This is a genomic window from Novosphingobium aromaticivorans DSM 12444 (genome assembly GCF_000013325.1).
In the GTDB taxonomy this organism is placed as follows: domain Bacteria; phylum Pseudomonadota; class Alphaproteobacteria; order Sphingomonadales; family Sphingomonadaceae; genus Novosphingobium; species Novosphingobium aromaticivorans.
In genome coordinates this window covers 1,526,225-1,546,075 of the sequence record NC_007794.1, presented here as the reverse complement: position 1 = coordinate 1,546,075, position 19,851 = coordinate 1,526,225, and the positions used below count along the sequence as shown (strand labels likewise).

At 59.6% G+C, this 19,851-nt stretch carries 18 protein-coding genes; 12 read left to right on the top strand and 6 right to left on the bottom strand.

Annotated features, from left to right (window positions below):
- Positions 1 to 132: 132 nt before the first annotated feature.
- A complete protein-coding gene (locus tag SARO_RS07525; RefSeq protein WP_011445154.1) occupies positions 133 to 1,068 on the top strand; it encodes a hydrogen peroxide-inducible genes activator in 936 nt (311 codons plus the stop codon).
- 5 nt (positions 1,069 to 1,073) lie between these two features.
- On the opposite strand, the gene SARO_RS07520 is transcribed toward SARO_RS07525, so the two are convergent.
- Positions 1,074 to 2,375 (bottom strand): chloride channel protein, encoded by a 1,302-nt coding sequence (locus SARO_RS07520; RefSeq protein WP_011445153.1) that lies wholly within the window; start codon positions 2,373 to 2,375, stop codon positions 1,074 to 1,076.
- 232 nt (positions 2,376 to 2,607) lie between these two features.
- Here SARO_RS07520 and SARO_RS07515 point away from each other — a divergent pair, with 232 nt between their 5' ends.
- On the top strand, positions 2,608 to 3,906 hold the full coding sequence (locus SARO_RS07515; protein ID WP_143005039.1) for a DUF4118 domain-containing protein: 1,299 nt from the start codon (positions 2,608 to 2,610) through the stop codon (positions 3,904 to 3,906).
- Positions 3,907 to 3,911: 5 nt separating this feature from the next.
- On the opposite strand, the gene SARO_RS07510 is transcribed toward SARO_RS07515, so the two are convergent.
- On the bottom strand, positions 3,912 to 5,246 hold the full coding sequence (locus SARO_RS07510; RefSeq protein WP_011445151.1) for an SLC13 family permease: 1,335 nt from the start codon (positions 5,244 to 5,246) through the stop codon (positions 3,912 to 3,914).
- A gap of 118 nt (positions 5,247 to 5,364) precedes the next feature.
- On the opposite strand from SARO_RS07510, the gene SARO_RS07505 reads away from it, so the two are divergent.
- Positions 5,365 to 6,195: a hypothetical protein gene (locus SARO_RS07505; protein WP_011445150.1), complete on the top strand. Its 831-nt coding sequence runs from the start codon at positions 5,365 to 5,367 to the stop codon at positions 6,193 to 6,195.
- Between the two features lie 23 nt (positions 6,196 to 6,218).
- On the opposite strand, the gene SARO_RS07500 is transcribed toward SARO_RS07505, so the two are convergent.
- Complete coding sequence (locus SARO_RS07500; RefSeq protein ID WP_083760808.1) at positions 6,219 to 6,707, bottom strand: cation:proton antiporter; 489 nt, start codon at positions 6,705 to 6,707, stop codon at positions 6,219 to 6,221.
- Positions 6,686 to 7,402, bottom strand: a complete 717-nt coding sequence (locus tag SARO_RS07495) for an IS6 family transposase (RefSeq protein ID WP_011445138.1) — start codon at positions 7,400 to 7,402, stop codon at positions 6,686 to 6,688. Before SARO_RS07495 ends, SARO_RS07500 begins: the two co-directional genes overlap by 22 nt.
- 192 nt (positions 7,403 to 7,594) lie before the next feature.
- On the opposite strand from SARO_RS07495, the gene SARO_RS07490 reads away from it, so the two are divergent.
- From SARO_RS07490 to SARO_RS20610, 9 genes are all read left to right on the top strand, one after another.
- Positions 7,595 to 9,319: a sigma-54-dependent Fis family transcriptional regulator gene (locus tag SARO_RS07490; protein WP_011445149.1), complete on the top strand. Its 1,725-nt coding sequence runs from the start codon at positions 7,595 to 7,597 to the stop codon at positions 9,317 to 9,319.
- A 168-nt stretch (positions 9,320 to 9,487) separates the two neighbouring features.
- On the top strand, positions 9,488 to 10,039 hold the full coding sequence (locus tag SARO_RS07485; RefSeq protein ID WP_011445148.1) for a hypothetical protein: 552 nt from the start codon (positions 9,488 to 9,490) through the stop codon (positions 10,037 to 10,039).
- On the top strand, positions 10,036 to 11,595 hold the full coding sequence (locus SARO_RS07480; RefSeq protein WP_011445147.1) for an FAD-binding oxidoreductase: 1,560 nt from the start codon (positions 10,036 to 10,038) through the stop codon (positions 11,593 to 11,595). The genes SARO_RS07485 and SARO_RS07480 overlap by 4 nt, the downstream gene beginning before the upstream one ends.
- Positions 11,592 to 11,921 (top strand): c-type cytochrome, encoded by a 330-nt coding sequence (locus SARO_RS20615; protein WP_011445146.1) that lies wholly within the window; start codon positions 11,592 to 11,594, stop codon positions 11,919 to 11,921. The genes SARO_RS07480 and SARO_RS20615 overlap by 4 nt, the downstream gene beginning before the upstream one ends.
- Before the next feature lie 10 nt (positions 11,922 to 11,931).
- A complete protein-coding gene (locus SARO_RS20200) occupies positions 11,932 to 13,158 on the top strand; it encodes an FAD-binding protein (protein WP_011445145.1) in 1,227 nt (408 codons plus the stop codon).
- Positions 13,159 to 13,184: 26 nt separating this feature from the next.
- Positions 13,185 to 15,764, top strand: coding sequence for a TonB-dependent receptor (locus SARO_RS07465; RefSeq protein WP_011445144.1), 2,580 nt, complete (start codon positions 13,185 to 13,187; stop codon positions 15,762 to 15,764).
- An 85-nt stretch (positions 15,765 to 15,849) separates the two neighbouring features.
- Complete coding sequence (locus SARO_RS07460; protein ID WP_011445143.1) at positions 15,850 to 16,905, top strand: aromatic ring-hydroxylating dioxygenase subunit alpha; 1,056 nt, start codon at positions 15,850 to 15,852, stop codon at positions 16,903 to 16,905.
- Positions 16,906 to 17,095: 190 nt separating this feature from the next.
- Positions 17,096 to 18,166 (top strand): aromatic ring-hydroxylating dioxygenase subunit alpha, encoded by a 1,071-nt coding sequence (locus SARO_RS07455; RefSeq protein WP_011445142.1) that lies wholly within the window; start codon positions 17,096 to 17,098, stop codon positions 18,164 to 18,166.
- Between the two features lie 103 nt (positions 18,167 to 18,269).
- Positions 18,270 to 18,620, top strand: coding sequence for a transposase (locus SARO_RS20610; RefSeq protein WP_083760806.1), 351 nt, complete (start codon positions 18,270 to 18,272; stop codon positions 18,618 to 18,620).
- On the opposite strand, the gene SARO_RS07450 is transcribed toward SARO_RS20610, so the two are convergent.
- Entirely contained in the window at positions 18,566 to 19,282 is a 717-nt protein-coding gene (locus SARO_RS07450; protein WP_011445138.1) for an IS6 family transposase, read from the bottom strand. The two genes, SARO_RS20610 and SARO_RS07450, sit on opposite strands and share 55 nt — an antisense overlap.
- 69 nt (positions 19,283 to 19,351) lie before the next feature.
- Entirely contained in the window at positions 19,352 to 19,804 is a 453-nt protein-coding gene (locus SARO_RS20605) for a nuclear transport factor 2 family protein (RefSeq protein WP_083760804.1), read from the bottom strand.
- Positions 19,805 to 19,851 lie beyond the last annotated feature (47 nt).

The following is a 19,851-nucleotide window of genomic DNA, read 5'->3' as shown; positions in this document are numbered from 1 at the left end:
TCCGCAACTGTCGGACACACACACCGGACGGACTTATCTCTGAGTTGCGGAAAAACCTTGCATGCCTGATTGCGATAGGTCCAATTGAAAGAAACGTAAGAAATTGATAGGTTTTAACAATCAGGCGGAGTCATGCTGTCGTTTCGCCAACTGCAATATCTCGTTGCGATCGCCGACCATCAGCACTTCCGACGGGCCGCAACTTACCTGCACGTGTCGCAGCCGACCCTTAGTTTGCAAGTGCAGAAGATGGAGGAGCACCTTGGCGTTACGCTGATCGAGCGGGGTGTAACGCCGGCAAGGCTTACGCCGGTCGGCCGGGACATCGTGGTCCGCGCTCGAAAACTCTTGCTCGACCTCACTGAACTTGAAGCTTGCGCGCGCAGTAGTGCGGGCAAGCTGGTCGGCACCATCAGTCTCGGCGTTTCGCCGACCATAGGCCCCTATCTTCTGCCCGGTATTATCAGTGTGCTGAAGCAGCAGATGCCCCAAGTGAGACTTCACATTCGTGAGGGCATTCCCAGCGAGCATCTGCTCGAACTGCGGCACGGCGCGCTCGACGTCATGCTGACGCCTGTACCGGCTGCGGGCAGCGATCTGCACTTCGAGACACTCTTCGAAGAACGACTGGAGGTTGTGGCCCCGCCCGAGCACCCACTGTCCGGCAAGCAGCCTGTTACAAGGGCAGATCTTGCCGGAAGCAAGGCGCTTGGCATTGATCCACGCTATCCGTTTCACCAGCAGACCCAGGAAATCTGCGACGACCTTGGGCTAGATCTGCTGAGCGATTACGAAGGGACAAGTCTCGACAGCCTGTGTCAGATGTGCGCCTCGGGTCTTGGCCTGGCTATCCTTCCCGAGCTCTATCTGGGATCAGAAGTCGGTGGACGAAACGTGGTGACGGCCCTTCAGATCCAGGATTGGTCCGCGAAGCGTTCGATTGCAGCCGTCTGGCGGGCTGGCTCGGTTTACACCGAGAGTTTCCACGAGATCGCGCTAGCAATCCAGCGTGAGGCGCTGCTCTTGCTGGACGATGAACGTCCGGGCACATTTCCCGATAGGAATTGAGCAGATCAGGCAGCACTCTCTTTTGCAGGGCTTGGCCGGAAGCCTTGGGAAAGCGCATGGTAGAGCTTCACGTGGCAAATCTTGTTGCTGACCCAATCGGCAATCAGCGCAGCGATAAACAACGGAATGATCATCGCGCGATCGGCGGTCATTTCGGTCACGATGATGACTGCGGTAAGGGGAGCGCGGACCACGCCGGTAAAGTAGGCTGCGACCCCAAGCAGGACGAGCGCGCCGGACGGCACGCCTGCCGTGATGTCCGCTACCAGTTGTCCCAGGCCCGCCCCCACCGAAAGAGATGGTGCGAAAATGCCACCAGGGGCACCACTCAACGCGGTTGCAAGGGTGGCCACGAACTTTGCGGGTCCGAACGAAAGAGTCGCCTCCCCGCCGCTAAGCAGGGTCCGTGTAGTCTCGTAGCCCGTGCCCCAGCTGACGCCGCCGGTGGCAAGGCCTAGCCCTGCAACCACGCAGCCACAGGCAAAGGCCAGCTTTAGCGGATTGGCCCTTGCGCTGACGAACCACGGGTGCCTGGAACCGGACAGGGCAACGAGCGTGCGTGAAAATGCTCCGCCGGCGATTCCTCCAAGCACGCCCATGAGTGGAGCAAGGACCGCAATGTCACGGATTGCCATGTGCCGGGTCATCGCACCGAAATAAACGTAATCGCCAGCGATGCCCAGGCTGACCAGCCCTGAGATCATGACGGCTGCCATGACCAGAAGTGCAACCTTCTGCTCGAACGCTGCCGCCAGTTCCTCTATCGCGAAAGCGACGCCGGCCAGAGGCGTGTTGAAGGCCGCAGAGACACCCGCCGCACCCCCGGCGATAATGACGCCTGCATTGACTGGTATGCGCAACCAGCGATGCACAGCTATCATAAGCGCGGCACTGATCTGCACTGTCGGGCCTTCGCGGCCGACCGCGCCCCCGCCAAGCAGCAAGAGCAGCGTACCGGCAAACTTGGCCGCCGCTGTACGCAGCGAGATCAACGGGCCGTTTGCGCTTGCTGCGGGGTTGTGACTTGCCGCCATGACCTGCGGAATTCCCGATCCACGCGCTTCCGGAAACCAGCGCCGGGTCAGGCCCACCACTGCCACGAATACGAACGGGGTTGATGCAGATGCCAACACGGGATGGGCGGCGAACATGCGGGCAAAGACGTGCTGAGCCAGATCACCGGCCTGCGCAAAAAGAATCGCGACCAGCCCAAGCAGGACCGCTCCTGCAACCGCAGCCACGCGCATCAGCCAAAGCCTGCGATCGAGCTGGTTGGTCGCTAGCCGGAATCTTCCCAGAATACTCATTGCTTCCGCCTAGGGATCAGAAGATCGAGGTTCAACCAGAATGGCATGTAGTGCAACGAGCGGGTCGGAACGCGCACCGGGAACGGAAGCAGACGCCTTTGCGTCGTCAGGATAAGTGTCATAGAGCGTTCTGCATGTTGTTTAATCAAAGCTTTGGGGCAATATTGACACGAAGTTCGTTGTCCGCTTGCGCAGGAAGGCGCCGGCAAGGCTGTCCGCAAAGATTGGGAAGGTGACCGACGGTTTGAACACCGGACCCACAAGCCAGGTTTTCAATTCGAAGCTGAAGAGTGCCCATCCCTGTGATGATCGGGTAAGCGTCGTTCTCGACGTTGGTGGGGAATGTGGGCGCCTTGTGAAGCTGGGGCACGAGCTGGCAGTCAAACTCGCGCGTTCCTGGGAGGTCCTCTCGATCGAGACGCCCGCTACAGTCCCAGGCGCAAGCGCCGACAAAAGTATGAGCTTGGCTCTCGCGGAAGCCGCAGCGCTCGGCGCATCGATCCATCGCGTGTCCGGTGCGACCGTGGCCTCGGCCCTCGAACATCATCTGAAGGGCATGGCGTCGCCGCATGTGGTTCTGGCTGTGCGGCCGCGCGCGACAATTGCACGTCTCAGGCAGGAATCGCTGGTCGAGCAACTGGCAAAAGCCATGCCCGGCGCCACTTTCCATGTATTTGGCAGCGCGCAGCCGATACCGGCGGCAAGATCGTGGATTGCCGCGCGCAGCACGCCCAGGGACATCGTGCTTACGGTGATTGGCGTGATAATCACGATGGCCATCGCGCTGCTGCTGCGCGAGTTTACCGGTGCAACTTACCTCAGCATCCTGTTCCTGTTTCCGGTCATCGCAGCTTCGGCAAGGCTTGGTATGATGGCCGCGGCTGTCGGTGCCTTGCTGTCGACGGTGATGTTCAACCTGTTTTTCCTTGCACCCGGCCTCTCCGCCAATCCCTTGGCCGTCCAAAGCTGGGTCATGGCGCTCGTCCTGCTCGGGGTTGGTATCTATACATCCATGCTGACAGGTACCTTGCGCAGCAGGATCTACCTGAGTGACCGCAATGCGCAGGAAAGCGCTGCACTAGCAGTCTTTGCGCAGGACCTTACGCGGGTTTCCGACTGGACTTCCACAGCCGAAGTGGTTTGCCGCGAGATAAACCGGATGCTCGGCGCAAATGCGATCGTTGCGCGCGAAATTGCAGGCAAGTTGGAGATTGCAGGATCCTTTCCAGAAAGCCAGTCGCTCGACCCGCTGGACGAGGCGGCGCTCGACTGGGCCTGGACAACTGGGGAGATGACCGGCAGCGGCAGTTCAAATCTTGCCGAGGCGAGCTGGCAGTTCCACCCTCTCAAGACCTCGCTGGGCACTCTCGCCGTGCTGGGCATCTCGAAAGGGGATGGACGTGACCCGGTCATGCCGCAGCAGAAGGTTCTTCTGGCGACGATGATCGCGCAGGCATCGCTGGCCCATGAACGCTTGCGGCTCGAAGCGGCGACAATCTGCGATTCCCAGTCACGGGAATGCGGAACCTAAGACGACTAGAACGGAAAGAAGTGGTGTATGGCCATTACCGCCACGGCCCATGTCAACAGGTTGAGCGGCAGGCCTACCTTCATGAAATCCATATAGCGGTAGCCACCCATCTGGTAGACGAGGACGTTGGTCTGGTAGCCGAAGGGCGTGGCGAAAGCGGCGCTTGCCGCCATCATGATCGTCACGAGAAACGGGCGAGGGCTGACGCCAAGGCTTTCGGCAAGTGCCACTGCGACGGGCGTAAGCAGGACCGCAACGGTGGCATTCGACAGAAGTTCGGTAAGAAGCAGCGTCGCGCCATAAAGAAAGATCAGCGCCGTCAAAGGGCCCACGTCATTGACTGAGCCGATCATCCATTGCGTCACTTCCGCGGCAAGGCCGGTCTGTTCCATAGCGATGCCGATGACCACCATCCCTGCGATCAGCAGCAGGATTTCCGGTCGCAATCCGGCATAGGCCTGATCCGGCGATATCACCCGGAGCAGTATGAGCAGGACCGCACCGGCAAAGGCCGCTGCAGCAATCGGCACCAGATTAATCGCCGCCACGGCAATCACGGCAATGAAGATCGCCACGGAAATGAACGCCATCCTTGGCCGGTACTCGCGGACTTGCGCGTAGACCTTGGTGTCTTCGAGTGAATCGCCGGTCAGGTCCACATGGCTCACAGAATGGCGTTCGATATCGGCGCGGGCCCGAGGCTTGCCTGGCTCTTCGGCCGGTGCCGGGGCACCTTTCACAAGCCTGCCGGTGAACAGAACCAGATACATGCCGCCCGCCAGCGCCATGGCGAGGCCCACCGGGGTGATCTCGAAAATGCCGAACGGCGCCTGCCCGGATGTACGGGCCATGTCATCGACGAGGAGATTGGTGGACGTTCCGATCAGCGTACAACTCCCACCAAGAACGGCAACATAGGACAGCGGCATCAGGAAACGCCGGGGATCGAGCCCGATGGACTTTGCCACGTCGCGGATCACGGGTGCGACCACCACCACGATTGGGGTGTTGTTCAGGAAAGCCGACCCGACACCGGACATGCCGATCAGGCCCCACAACCCCGCTGCCCCGGTCCTGCGACAGAAGACGACGGCTTTTTCGATGGCCTTGTCAAGCAGGCCGGACAGTTCCATCGCGTAGGCAATCACGAACAGCGATGCGAGCGTGAGAATGGCGGGGCTGGCGAATGCGCCCTGGACTTCACTGGGTCGGACTGCCCCTGTCACGAGCAGGATGGCAGCGCCGCTCAGCGCCACGACATCGGCCCTCATGCGGTCGGCAATCAGCGCGGCGACAACGCCCACGAGGACCACCAGCGTCAGGATCTGTTCCAGCGTCATGATTATTCAATGCTTACAGACAGATGACCTTGCCGACAATCGATGCTAGGCTTTCGGGATGATCGAGGCACATTGCAGTAGTGAACGGCCATCCCGTCGGTCGCCATGCCGGACACTGGTGCTTGTCGCCCTGATTGCGGCCTCGGGCTGTCAGCGTTCCGATCCTGCTCCAGAGGCATCGGCAACGCCAGAGATCGCCGAGGAAGGACCGTCGAACACGACATCGGCAGCCAAAGCGCTCTCTGCATTGGGCCGTACCGAGATCCTCGCAGCGGTTGCAGCGGCGGCGGACGAGGTTGCGGCTGGAAATCCCCTGCCGAAATCGAACCTTGAACTGGCGAACCGAAGCTTCGAACTGACCTTGCCCATCGCGTGCGAGGATGGCGCAACCGGTGGCTGGGGTTCGTGGAGCTTCGATCCGGCGTCAAAGGTGCTGCGAGTACACTTCAGCCGGCAGAACTGGGCGACCGAGCCGCTATTTGCGGACCTGGCCAATGGCCAGCCGTTCGAAACGGCCGAGGGCTTCTGGATCGAAAGGCCGTGGACACGGTCGGAACAGTGCCCGCGTCCTGCCACCAATGCGGCAATGCCGGAAACGCCGGAAAAAGCAGATCCGAAAAGCGCAGACGTGAATCCGGCTGTGCAGGCCGCGCCGGACAACAGGCTCGCGCTCGTGCAGTATTTCTCGTCCGACGCGCCGCGCAGGCTGCTGCGGGGCAAGCGGCCCTATGCCTATACGGCGAAGTTACCCAAGGGTGCCGAGCCGGCACCTCGCGCATTCCGGGTCAGGATCGAAGGACGGATCACCGCCTTTGGCGATGGCCAGCCGGTGCATTGCCGGAACCGCCAGACGACCAAGCCGCCGGTCTGTGCTGTAGCGGTTGAGTTCGGCAAGATCACCCTTGAGGATGCCGCGACCGGCGAGACGCTGGCAGACTGGGACAGCTAGGCCTTCGCATCAGGCGGGGCGCATCAGGCGGGATTCGCGTTCTTGTTTTCCAGGCGTTGCAGGATGCCGGCAATCGTCCCGCCCTGCACGATGACCGTGAACAGCACGACGGCGTAAGTCGCAGCAAGGATCAGGTCACGTTCGCTGCCATGGGGCAGGCCGAGCGCGAGCGCCACCGAAATGCCACCACGCAATCCACCCCAGATCAAGGTGACGGGCACGATCGCGCCCGCAGCCCGCGCCTTGCCGAAGGCTGAAAGCGGCAGGATGACTGATACCGACCGCGCCAGCAGCGAAAGCGCAATGGCTCCCCCGCCGAGCAGGATCAGCCCTGCATCGCGCGGCACGGTGACAGCTTCCAGCCCGATCAGCAGGAACAACACGGTATTGAGGATATCGTCGATCAGGTCCCAGAACTTGTGCAGGGGAGCTGTCAGTCTAATCGCAACTTGTCTCCGATTTGCGCGACTTGGGCAGATTGCGCGGGTCTTCAGGCCATGAGTGTCTGCCACTCGGCAAGGGCTGCCGAGCGACGCTGCTTGTAGGTCTTGCGATCGATGAGGTGACGGTCCTGGGAAAAATGGTTATGGAGCGAGCCATGGACGGAGGCGAACTTCTGCAACGTCTTCATCTGCCTGAAACGCAGCATCGCCCGTTCTCGTCGGCGAAATGGCAGGTGGCTGTTCTCCACCCGATTGTTTAGCCATCGCCCCATTTTCCGGCGATCAAGATTGCCGAGTTGGCGCATCGCGGCCGGGTATGACCGAAGGCCATCGGTCACGATTGCTTCGGCCCGACCGTGCCGCTTCAATGCCTTCTTCAGGAAAGTCAGAGCCGCAGCCTTGTCGCGGGTTTTGGTAACGTAGCTCTCGAGTACCTCTCCCTCGTGATCCACCGCCCGCCACAGGTAATGGCGCTCGCCGTTGATCTTGACGAACACTTCATCAAGGTGCCAGCGCCACTGACGAAATCCACGCATCCGACTGACACGCTGGCGCCGGATCTCTGACGCGAACATCGGTCCGAACCGGTTCCACCACAGCCTAACCGTCTCGTGGCAGATGTCGATGCCGCGCTCAGCGAGCAAGTCCTCGACGTTGCGCAGGGACAGCGGAAAACGGACATACATCAGCACCGCCAGCCGAATGATCTCCGGCGAGGAGTTGAAATACCTGAACGGGTTGGCTGATTTGCAGGCACGGGACATCCGCCGAATGCTAAACCTTCACCCCTTCCCTGCAAGTGGGCATTTGCTTTGACAGCGCCCACCGGTCCCTTTGGCGGCATCCGCAAACATGTTCTTGACGGCAGCAGCGGAGCAAGGTGTCTTGGCCAGCACAACAAGACGAGGGCCGACGTGCATTGCACCCGGACCAATTGAACTCCCTCGCGAACCATAATGAGAGAGGATCTGGAAGTGGCAAGAGGGGACGTTCATGACCAGATTCCGCAGGCCCCGGCGTTTGACGACCTGCGCAAGTCGCTGCATTTCATGCCGGACGAGGCCTCGATCTGGCTAGACGGCCGCCGCATGATCCTTACCGAACATGATGCACAAGGCATCATGCGCCGCGAACTGATTGTCGCGGTTGGACTTGAACGTGCCCGCGCGATCATGACGCGGCTTGGCTACGAACTTGGCGCGGTCGAAGCGGAACTGGCAATTCGCCTTCGCAAGGATACGTCGGTGTTCAACGCCTTTTCGGCTGGGCCGCAACTTCACGCACTCAAGGGCGTGGTCAAGGTCGAGCCGATCATATTCGACGTGGAGCCCGAAAAGGGGCGGTTCTACACCGAGTATTATTGGCGCCATTCCGCAGAATGCGAGAGCCACCTCGCCCACATGGGTGTCGGCCATCAACCCGGCGGATGGCAACAGGTTGGATATGCGTCGGGCTATGCTTCAGCCTTCTTCGGCAGACCATTCGTGTTCCGGGAGATCGAGTGCGTAGCCATGGGGCACAGCAAGTGCTTCCTGATCGGAAAGCCAGCTGAAGAATGGCACGAGCCTGAACGCGAGCTGCGCTATTTTCGCGCCGAGAACTATTCCACACGTCCCAATACATCAGAAAAGGCACAAATTGTTCCCGACGGAGATCTGCGCATCGGCGCCCGCTCGATCGTCGGCGCATCTGCAGCCTTCAACATCGTCTTCAACCTGATCGACAAGGTCGCGCCCACCAACGCCCCAGTGCTTTTCCTTGGCGAAAGCGGTGTCGGCAAGGAAGTGTTTGCACGCGAACTGCACAAACGCAGTACGCGCGCCGACAAGCATATGATCGCGATCAATTGCGCGGCGATCCCGGAAAACCTTGTCGAGGCCGAACTTTTCGGGGTGGAAAAGGGTGCGTTCACAGGCGCAGTCGCGACGCGACCAGGCCGCTTTGAACGCGCGAATGGAGGCACGCTGTTTCTCGATGAAATCGGAACCCTGACCCTGTCCGCACAGGGTAAATTGCTGCGCGTACTTCAGGAAGGCGAATTCGAGCGTGTCGGAGGCCGAGCGCCGCTGACCGCGAATGTGCGGATCATTGCCGCCACCAATGCAAATCTGCGGGACGAGATCAAGGCTGGACGCTTCCGCGCCGACCTGTTTCACCGGCTAAACGTGTTTCCTGTGCGAATTGCTCCGCTGCGGGAAAGGCGCGCGGATATTCCTCTGCTGATCAACCACTTCCAGCGCCGGTTTGCGCAGCAACACGGCAAGACGCTGAAGGCCTTTTCGCAGGACGTGTTGCGCGCGTTCATGTCGTATGACTGGCCAGGCAACGTCCGTGAACTGGAGAACATCGTTGAGCGCGGGGTGATCCTGGCAGACGAGGGCCTGCCGATCGACGTTCACCACCTCATGACCGAAGCAGACCGCGACGAAGATGGCGAAGGCGGCGATCCATTCCGCGCCTACCTGCTCGACCGACCTGATCCATCGGCGTCAAATAGCGCACTTGGAGGCAAGATGCTCGAAAGTGGCTTGGGTGCTGATGGCGCAATATCCGCAATGATCCGTGAGGCGCTTTTACGAACCAGCGGAAATGTATCAGAGACCGCTCGATTGACCGGCATGACGCGTTCACAAATAAACTACTGGATAAGGCGCAATCGAAAGGTCGATGTCGAATTTTGAACATTCCGCCCCGAAATGATGTTCATTAACAAACACGCATCGTCCCTCTTGTCGCGGCAGAATTCTTAAAAACGGCGAAAATCTGCCAAAAACCGCATTTGGCATGGCTCGTGCATAAAATGATCTCGAAACGCGACACACAACGAATGCCGCCTTCGGGAGAGTTTTATGCCAGACAGACGCCAGGTGATGGTGGGCGGATTACTAGGCTGCGCACTAGTCGCGCTGCCCGCCAAGGCCGCACAGATCATGCACATAGGCGATACCGCGGTGCTGGTTGGCAATGGCTTTCCGGACAGGGCGCACTTCCTTGGCGGCTGCGACCGGCTTGGCCAGGCAACAGCTTGCGGCGGTGCTATCGCCACGCTTGCCACGGACAGATTTGATGCACCGCGTGTGATTGCGCTGGCCCAGCAATCCGAAGCCTTTCCCTTGCAACAATTGCTGCGCGAGGCTGGCTATCGCCAGATGTTCAACGCTAGCCATTTCCGAACGGAAGGCAGGGTCGAGCATCGGCTGGACGGCGAGGCGGCGTTGGTCAAGGCTGTGGCATCTGCCATTTCGCGCACAGGCGCAAACTGGGCAAGTGCGCTGGCACTGCATCTGCTGACGCGCAGTCCGTCAGTGCCCCGCTTCCATTCGTCCCTGGAACTTGAAACGCCTGCCCATGCCGGTCCGGCGTTCCTCAACAGCTTCCTGTTCGAACGGCTTTCGGCATGAGCGCGCTACTTGCCCAAGGCGTTTCCCCCGCGCAATTTGCACAAGCGCTGGATGCGATGCGCGCTGTCGTTGGCCCACAGTGGCTTTTTGCCAGCGAAGAAGACATCGCGGCCTACAGTGATCACTTCGCCTTCGAAGACGTGACTGCCAACATGGCATCGGCGATCGTCGCCCCGCTAGGCCTCGACCAGATCACCAGGATCATCGGCATTGCACGCGATCACCGGATCCCGGTCTGGGCGATTTCGACCGGTCGCAACCTTGCCTACGGCGGATCCGCGCCGCGTAAGCACGGCACGCTGACGCTGGATCTCAAGCGCAACAACCGCATCCTCGAGGTTAACGAAGAGTTGGCCTACGCGGTGGTCGAGCCGGGGGTATCGTTCTTCCAACTGTATCGCCACTTGCGCGAAACTGGCTCCAAGCTCTGGATCGACACGCCATCGCCAGGCTGGGGCGGTATTATGGGCAATATGCTCGAACGCGGGGTCGGCTACACGCCCTACGGCGACCGCTTCATGTGGCAATGCGGGATGCAGGTGGTGCTGGCCGACGGTACGGTTGTGGACACCGGCATGGCCGCGCAGGAAGGTGCGCCCGGCAATCACACGTATCGTTATGGCGGCGGCCCGTGGATCGACGGAATTTTCACGCAGTCCAATTTCGGCATCGTCACCAAGGTCGGCATCCAGTTGATGCCTGAACCACCGGGATATCGCCCGTTCCTTGTCACCTTTGCTGAAGATGATGACATCGAGCCGGTCTCAGACCTGATCCGCCCGCTCAAGATGACGCACATCATCCCCAACGCGGCCGTCACCTGCAGCCTCAACCTGGAAGCAGCCACATCGCTGGACCGGACGAAGTACCATTCAGATTCTGGCCCCGTGCCAGAAGCGGGCCGCCGCCGGATGATGGAGGATCTGGGCGTCGGCAAATGGAACTTTTACGCCGCCCTCTATGGCCCTGAACCGGTCATGGATGCCCATTGGGAAGTAATCCGCGACAGCTTCTCTTCGGTGAAGGGCGCGCGCTTCTTCACCGAAGAAGACCGCAAAAACGATGTCGTGTTCGGATATCGCACCCAGTTGATGCGCGGAGAACCGAACATGACCGAGTTCGGTATCCTCAACTGGATGCCGAATGGTGCCCACCTCGGTTTTTCGCCTGTGGCCCCGGTCGACGGCAAAACCGCGCTCGACCAGTACCGCCTAGCCGAAGCAATCTGTAACCGGCATGGCTTCGACTATACCGGCATGTTCATCGTCGGCTTCCGCGCGATGCACCACATCGTCGAACCGATCTTCTCGCGTAGCGATGAGGATCAGCGCGGTCGAGTGGTCAGCATGGTCACCGAACTGATCGATGAGGCCGCCAAGCGTGGCTACGGCGAATATCGCGGTCACCTCAGCTTCATGGATCAGATCGCCGGTACTTATGGCTGGGGCGACGACGCGCTCATGAAGCTTAGCCAACGCATCAAGCGCGCACTGGACCCTTCGGGCATCATGGCCCCCGGGAAGAGTGGCATCTGGTCGGATGGAGCGTCCTCATGAAAACACTGTTCTGCATTTTCGCATCCCTGCCACTGGCCGGCTGTTCCGTTGCATCGGCTGCCCCTGACGGCCGGACTCTGTTCGCGCAAAATTGTTCATCGTGCCACGCGGCTGGCCCCGGCCACCCTGGCACCGCACGCCTCGCCATCGATGCCGGGCCTGACTTTGCCGTACTCGAACAGCGCACCGACCTCACCCCCGAACATGTCACCATGGCGATCCGCCAAGGGTTCATGATGATGCCCCCGTTCCGCCAGACCGAGCTTTCAGACGCCGATGTGAAAGCCATCGCTGCCTGGCTTTCGGCCCCCAAACCAAAGCGCTGAGGTGGATACGATGACCGATCTCAATCCTCTTCTCGCCCGCCTTGCCGCCGCCGGCACGCGGATCACCGCGATCGAACGGCCCACCGACCTCGCCATGCTCAAGGCTTCGCTTGCCCGCATTCGCGGGGTCAACGCCAACCATGTCGTTGCCATGGATGCCTTTGGAACGGGCCTGGTCCTGCCCGAGAAGCAAGGTCCGGCGCAGTTGATCGACCTGACCGGCATGGCTCGCATCATCGATCTGGACGCCGATTATGCGCTGACACTGGTCGAACCTGGCGTAACCTTCCGCCAACTGGGCGCAGAGATCACAAAAAGGCTGCTACCTTTGTCGATCGACGCGACGGTCCATCCCGATGTCTCGGTCGCCGCCGCCACGCTTTCCCGCCAGTTCGGCTACACGCCCTATGGCGACCGTGTGCTGATGCAGTGCGGCGCCGAGGTCGTGTTGCCCGGCGGCGACGTAGTGCGCCTCGGCATGGGTGCAGTGCCAAAATCGCGCACATGGCAAATGTTCAAGCACAACTTCGGGCCGTACCTCGACGGGCTTTTCACCCAGTCGGACATGGGTGTGGTTTCCCAACTCGGCCTGTGGCTTTCCCCCTTGCCGCCTGAACTGCGCGCCTTGCGGATCGAACTCGACGATAGCGCCGCTGCGGACCAGTTGATCGACGCTCTGCGTCCGCTGCGTACTGCCAATGTCATCGCCCACAACATCGCCTTGACGAGCGCTGCCTTCGACCGGGCCAGTTTTGGTGTACGCGGATCGGACAAAATGCTGCTGACCACGGCATTGACCGGTCTGCCCAAAACACTCGCCGTATATTGGCCGATGATCGCGAAAATCATAGCAGAAACGCCCGGTGCACGGATGTTGCCAGACGATAACGCGCCCGAATGGACTGCGCGCAAACACCTGCTTGCCGGTCAGGTACTACCCGGTGCACCACCGCCCGTACCTTTCATCGATTTCCAGGCTCCGGCCAGCAGCGGCATCTTGTCGCGGGCACACGAAGTGCTGGGCGCTACAGCCGTTGAATACTTGCTGACCGGGCGCACGCTCATGGCGCGGGTGCTTTCACCCGAAGACGGCCCCGGACTTGTCGCCGCGGCCGCGACGGCCGGCTTCGGTATCGTTTCGCAATCGCTGGAGTTCGAGAGCGCGGCCCGAACGGTCCGGTCCAAGTCTGCGCTGGCACAAGTCCACAAGCGCTTACGAGACGCACTTTACGCCTAAAATATAAAACAGGGGGAGAAGAGAAAATGAAACTGATTACATCCACAGCATTGGCCACGATCTTCGCCATGGCGGCACCCGCCCACGCGCAGGAACAGTCGGTCACCGAGGAAGATTCAGGCGGAATCGCGGAAATTGTCGTCACCGCGCAAAAGCGCGTGGAGAACGTACAGGACGTGCCCATCGCCATTTCGGCCTTCACCGCCAACTCTCTGAAGGAACGCGCCGTCGGCGATGTATCCTCGCTGGCCAACATTTCGCCGAACGTCTCGCTGGATGCGGGCACGCCGTTTTCCGGCTCAACCTCGGTGCTGTCAGCCTATATCCGCGGCATCGGCCAGAATGATTTCGCCGCCAATCTCGATCCCGGCGTAGGCGTATACCTGGATGGCGTATATCTCGCTCGCACCGTTGGCGCGAACCTTGATCTGCCCGATGTGGAGCGGGTCGAAATCCTGAAAGGCCCGCAGGGCACGCTGTTTGGCCGCAATACCATCGGCGGTGCGATCTCGATCGTGACGCGCAATCCCGGCAAGGAACTGTCGTTCAACGGCGACATCACCACGGGCCGGTACAACCGCCTGGACGTCAAGGGTACGGCCAACATCCCCATTACCGAAACACTGGGCGCCAGCCTGACGTTTTCGAGCAAGGACCGGGACGGTTTCCAGCAGCGGGTCGACTATCCCGGTGCTGGCCGCTTCGTGAACGACGTCGATCAGGCCTTCCGATCGAACTATTATCAGGGCGCGAACAGCAACGGTGGTTCAAACGAATGGACGGTGCGCAGCAAATTACGCTGGGAAGCCAGCAGCCGCCTTCGCCTGACGCTTTCCGGCGACTATTTGCGGCAAGATCAGGCCGCGACCGCCAATAATGTGCTCGCCGTAACCGCCAATGATCCCGGCCCGTTTGCACCCACCGCTGACCGCGCTCTGGTCATTCCCGGGCTTGGAGCGACCGCCCTTTACGACGCTTCGTCCGGCCTTGCCCCCAATGGCTTCAACTTTGCCGGCCTTTACAACTTCTGCATCGGCTCGACCGGAGCCGAGATCGCCGCGCGAAATGCCACAGCCCTGTGCGGCCCGCGCGGAACGCCTCTCAACCCTGGGCAGCAACTGGGCGGACTTGCCAGCGTCAACGTCGATGGCGACCCGAACAACGACCGCTTGCCGATCGACAATCGCTGGGTAACCACGGATCCTGACAAGACTTATGCCACCGGCAACAGCTATTCCAAAATGAAGAACTGGGGCATCGGCGGGACGGTAGATTTCGATCTTTCCGACAGCATCTCGCTGAAGTCGATCACCAGCTATCGCAAGATCGATTGGAGCAGCGGACTGGATGCGGACAATGCGCCTATCCGCATCCTGGAATTCGCATTCTCGCTGCGCCAGTGGCAATTCAGTCAGGAATTTCAACTGACGGGGCATGCCTTCGACAAAAAACTAAACTACGTTTTGGGCGCCTATTATTTCAAGGAAAACAATGATCTGAACGACTTCGTGACGTTCAATCAGGGACTTTTGCAGATCGCCGGGCCAAACAAGCTGAAGACCAAAAATTACGCGTTCTTCGGGCAGGTCGATTATCGCCTCAACGATCTGATCGGCATTACCGTGGGCGGGCGCTACACGCACGAAGACAAGGGCATCAATGGTGGTCAGAGCGACCTGAACGGTTTCAACTATAAACTGTTCAACTGCCCGGTTTTCGGCGATCCTTGCTCGACTCCCCTTGGATTTACCAACCCGTCGCAACCGCTGCGCTATTATGTGACGCCAACCCAGAACAAGTCGTTCAGCAACTTCTCGCCCAAGTTCGGGCTTCAGTTGCACCCAGCCGATGACCTCATGATCTATGGGTCATTCGCCAAAGGCTACAAGACCGGCGGCTGGACCACGCGGCTTTCCAACCCGCTGCCTTATGCCCCCAGCTTCGATGAGGAAAAGGCAGAAAGCTTTGAAGTAGGCTTGAAATCGACGCTGCTTGACCGCCGCTTGCAGATCAATGCCGCTGCTTTCACCACCAAGTTCGACGGCATCCAGTTGAACTTCCAGCAGGGCGTATCGCCGACAATCCAGAACGCTGGCACCGCGCGGATCAAGGGCTTTGAAGTTGAACTGACCGTAGCTCCGATCCGAAACTTCTCGGTCGCCACTTCGGTCGGATACACTGATGCCTATTATACCTCCGTGCTGCCCCAGGCGATCGTCGCGCCCAATTCGCATCAGGCAGGTACGGCAATAGGCGTATCATTGCCAAAAACCCCCAAGTGGAAATTTAACGTCAGCCCCCGCTATGAAGTATCTCTGGGCGCGGCGGGATCGCTGCTCCTGCTGGCTGACTACACCCACACGTCATCGCAATGGAATGATACAGAACGCACCCTAACCTTGCTGCGCCCAGCGACCGACCTTCTGAACGCCAGCGCAACCTACAAAGCCATGAATGGCGTGTGGGAACTGACAGCTGGCGGTACCAATATTACCAGCGAGCGCTTTCTGACGTCTGGGGGGACCCAACAAAACGGCGCAGGGATCATCTTTGGAACGCCGAACCGTCCCGCCGAATGGTATCTTCGCTTTGGCATGAAGTTTTAACGGGATCCTGTTTCACCAATTTCGGCACTTTCAACTTTTGGGCGGCAGAGCACTGCCGCCGCCCAACTTCCAGGGAAGTTCCACTATGACCAATACACGCCCGAATTTTGTCCGGAATTGCTGGTATGTCGCTGGCTGGGATTATGAATTCACCGCAGGAAAACCGCACCCGCGCACTTTCCTTGCCGAACCTGTCGTCTTTTACCGCAAGGGTGACGGAACTCTGGTGGCGATGGCCGATAGATGTGTGCACCGCCTTGCGCCGCTTTCCCTTGGCCGTCTGGAAGGCGACGATATCCGCTGCATGTACCATGGGATGCGTTTCACTGCAGACGGCAAATGCGTTGAAATTCCCGGGCAAGACATGATTCCCTCATCAGCCTGCATCCAGACTTATCCTGTGGTCGAGAAAGGCAGTTGGGCATGGATATGGATGGGCGATCCACACTTGGCGGACGCAGCACTTCTGCCTGACGCACGCGGCCTGGACGATCCTGTATGGGTCTTGAAATCGGGTCAGCTGGACTATGCCGCACCGCATGAACTGATCAACGACAATCTGCTGGACCTGTCTCACCTCGCCTACGTCCACGTAGCCTCGTTCGGAGCGACGCCCGGATGGATCACGCAGCAGCCGCGCACGACCCAGATCGAACGAGGCGTCCGCGTCGAGCGCTGGGTCGAAAGCGCACCGCCGCTGCCACCCCTGCCCTCGCTTGCCGCGTATGAAAGCGTCGACATGTGGGCCAGCTATGAGTTTCTGATCCCCGGCGTATTTCTGATGTACACGTCACTCCATCCCCCTGGCACCGCTAAGGGGAGCAATCATGCTGCGCCAGCGGGCGATGTGCTATTTTCCAATTTTACCTGCCAGGCCGTAACCCCGCTCACTGCGGGCAGCTCACGCTATTTCTTTTCGTGGGGACCCGGATCTCAATTCGGCGGCGAGGAAATTGCGCAGCAGATGATCGACGTGGCGATGGCTGCCTTCCTTGAGGACAAGCTGATCATTGAGGCGCAGGCCCGCATCATCGCGATGTCGCCTGGCGAGAAGATCATGCCCAACGCCGCAGACCGGACTGTCACGATTTTCCAGCGGATGATGGAGCGGATGAAACACCCCGCCAGCACTTCCTCCTAACCTCCCTTCGGAGGATCAATCATGTGTCCCGCAAAATTCGGCGAATATTCTCCCAGGCGCGAAAGCTATCTCACTCAGCACTGACCAAGGCCATTTTCGATCCTTGAACAACTGGCAGAATTCACCACAGCCGGGCCACGCTTCCCGGGTGATGCACACCGAAAAAACTTCTGGAACAAGGGAGAGCCTGATGAACGCCCCAACTCACACTAATACGCGATACCTGGAAAATGCCTGGTATGTCGCAGCCCTTTCCTCGGAAGTTCAAGGACAGGCGCTATTCCACAGGAAGATCCTCGATATTTCGGTAATGATTTACCGACTTTCCGACGGCTCGCCCACTGCGCTTCGTGATCGCTGCCCACATCGCTTTGCGCCGCTGCACATGGGCAAACGGGAAGGCGACGAAATTTCCTGTTTTTATCATGCGCTGCGCTTCAACAGCGTCGGCACCTGCACTCATAATCCGCACGGTAATGGCAACATCCCGGATGGGGCAAACGTCCGGGCGTTCCCGTTGCTGGAGCGCCACGGCTTCATATGGATCTGGATGGGTGAGCAGACAGCCGACCCGGATCTCCTGCCCGACTTCAGTCCTCTTGAGGACAGCGGCCCCAACGCCGTGGGCTATACCTACATGCACATGGACGCTAATTTCGAACTGATCGTCGACAACGTAATGGACCTGAGCCACATCGACCATGTCCATGGCGAAATCATTTCGACACGGGGGAAATTGTCGCCCAAGATACCAAAAATACGCTCCACCTCGCGCTCGATCTCGTCGCGCTGGGAGTGGGAGCAACAACCGGCGATGCTGATTCTTGCACCGTTTCTTCCCGCTCCTGATGCCGAGGCACGCCAATATTTCGACATCACCTGGACGCCACCCGCCAATATCCAGTTGTCTGTTGGTGCGGTTCAGGGGGAACTGAGTTTCGACGAAGCCGTAATGCAGTACGACCTGCATACCGCCACCCCCGAAACTCAGTTCACGACGCATTATTTCTTTGCTACGCGGCGCAATCACGATACCGACAATGCCGAATACAACGCCATGAAAATCAAGGCGATGCACGACACTTTCGAAGCCGAGGACGGACCGATCATCACCGGTGTCCAGCGCGAAATGGGCGATACTGATTTCTTCGACCTGAACCCTGTGCTGATGTCCAACGACGTCGGCCCGGTCCGTGTCCGCAAACTACTGCGGAAGTTGATTGAGGAAGAGCGCGCCGACGATTACCACAAATCTGAATAAATGTAAAAATTAATGAGAGAACGGCCCTGATACAGTCTGCGGTGATTGAAGCGGCCCCCAAAATGACCGGACAGTTCCTCACACTTATGCAAGAGTGAGGCATATGACCGACAGTAATCCCAGGAACTATGTGCATGCGGAGGTTCTCGGAGGGGTTCAGCGCCGTAGGCGCTGGACCCCGGAAGAGAAGCTCCGCATGGTCGAAGAGACCTTCCTGCCCGGCAACAGCGTGTCGCGTGTGGCGCGCATGCACGGGGTGGCACCGAACCAGCTGTTTGGCTGGCGCCGCCAGGCGGCAAGCGGCGCCCTGACCGCCACCCGCGCAGGCGGCGAGGGGAGCTGTCAGTCTAATCGCAACTTGTCTCCGATTTGCGCGACTTGGGCAGATTGCGCGGGTCTTCAGGCCATGAGTGTCTGCCACTCGGCAAGGGCTGCCGAGCGACGCTGCTTGTAGGTCTTGCGATCGATGAGGTGACGGTCCTGGGAAAAATGGTTATGGAGCGAGCCATGGACGGAGGCGAACTTCTGCAACGTCTTCATCTGCCTGAAACGCAGCATCGCCCGTTCTCGTCGGCGAAATGGCAGGTGGCTGTTCTCCACCCGATTGTTTAGCCATCGCCCCATTTTCCGGCGATCAAGATTGCCGAGTTGGCGCATCGCGGCCGGGTATGACCGAAGGCCATCGGTCACGATTGCTTCGGCCCGACCGTGCCGCTTCAATGCCTTCTTCAGGAAAGTCAGAGCCGCAGCCTTGTCGCGGGTTTTGGTAACGTAGCTCTCGAGTACCTCTCCCTCGTGATCCACCGCCCGCCACAGGTAATGGCGCTCGCCGTTGATCTTGACGAACACTTCATCAAGGTGCCAGCGCCACTGACGAAATCCACGCATCCGACTGACACGCTGGCGCCGGATCTCTGACGCGAACATCGGTCCGAACCGGTTCCACCACAGCCTAACCGTCTCGTGGCAGATGTCGATGCCGCGCTCAGCGAGCAAGTCCTCGACGTTGCGCAGGGACAGCGGAAAACGGACATACATCAGCACCGCCAGCCGAATGATCTCCGGCGAGGAGTTGAAATACCTGAACGGGTTGGCTGATTTGCAGGCACGGGACATCCGCCGAATGCTAAACCTTCACCCCTTCCCTGCAAGTGGGCATTTGCTTTGACAGCGCCCGGCGGACAGCTACGCCAAGATCGTAGGTGGTCTGTCCATTAAGGGGGCCAGCATTGTCGGATCGCCCATTTGCCATCGCGCTCTGCCAGTTCTCCGCGCGATGCGCCATCCCTTGCTGGTTCGGCAAAAGACATCGAGATATTCGCCGCCGATGACTAGCGGTTCGCTGTGGCTTTTGCCGAAATGATAGGCGACGAACGGCGTCCGGCCTCCGATCGAGCCATCCGATTTCCGGTCGCAATCAAGTAGCGTCGTGGCACAATGATGATGCATTGCCTCAAGCAAGTTATAGGCTTTCTGGCATTGAGCTACATACTCGTCGACCGTCTGTTTGAAGCCAACCAGAAACAACTCGGCGTCTTGCGTGAAGCAGCGCTCAAAGAGGCTCACCTCTGCGCCATCCAGTGCGGCTCCGTAGGCTGCTACTGCCTGCTGGATTGATAGCATATCATCGGCGGTCATGAGCTTGCCTCTTAAGAGCGGCACCGTAAGGCCACGGCTTTTCGGGC

Coding starts and splice junctions, on each gene's coding strand:
- SARO_RS07525 (WP_011445154.1), top strand. CDS start 133: ATGCTGTCGTTTCGCCAACTGCAATATCTCGTTGCGATCGCCGACCAT.
- SARO_RS07520 (WP_011445153.1), bottom strand. CDS start 2,375: ATGAGTATTCTGGGAAGATTCCGGCTAGCGACCAACCAGCTCGATCGC.
- SARO_RS07510 (WP_011445151.1), bottom strand. CDS start 5,246: ATGACGCTGGAACAGATCCTGACGCTGGTGGTCCTCGTGGGCGTTGTC.
- SARO_RS07495 (WP_011445138.1), bottom strand. CDS start 7,402: ATGTCCCGTGCCTGCAAATCAGCCAACCCGTTCAGGTATTTCAACTCC.
- SARO_RS07490 (WP_011445149.1), top strand. CDS start 7,595: ATGAGAGAGGATCTGGAAGTGGCAAGAGGGGACGTTCATGACCAGATT.
- SARO_RS07485 (WP_011445148.1), top strand. CDS start 9,488: ATGCCAGACAGACGCCAGGTGATGGTGGGCGGATTACTAGGCTGCGCA.
- SARO_RS07480 (WP_011445147.1), top strand. CDS start 10,036: ATGAGCGCGCTACTTGCCCAAGGCGTTTCCCCCGCGCAATTTGCACAA.
- SARO_RS20615 (WP_011445146.1), top strand. CDS start 11,592: ATGAAAACACTGTTCTGCATTTTCGCATCCCTGCCACTGGCCGGCTGT.
- SARO_RS20200 (WP_011445145.1), top strand. CDS start 11,932: ATGACCGATCTCAATCCTCTTCTCGCCCGCCTTGCCGCCGCCGGCACG.
- SARO_RS07465 (WP_011445144.1), top strand. CDS start 13,185: ATGAAACTGATTACATCCACAGCATTGGCCACGATCTTCGCCATGGCG.
- SARO_RS07460 (WP_011445143.1), top strand. CDS start 15,850: ATGACCAATACACGCCCGAATTTTGTCCGGAATTGCTGGTATGTCGCT.
- SARO_RS07455 (WP_011445142.1), top strand. CDS start 17,096: ATGAACGCCCCAACTCACACTAATACGCGATACCTGGAAAATGCCTGG.
- SARO_RS20610 (WP_083760806.1), top strand. CDS start 18,270: ATGACCGACAGTAATCCCAGGAACTATGTGCATGCGGAGGTTCTCGGA.
- SARO_RS07450 (WP_011445138.1), bottom strand. CDS start 19,282: ATGTCCCGTGCCTGCAAATCAGCCAACCCGTTCAGGTATTTCAACTCC.
- SARO_RS20605 (WP_083760804.1), bottom strand. CDS start 19,804: ATGACCGCCGATGATATGCTATCAATCCAGCAGGCAGTAGCAGCCTAC.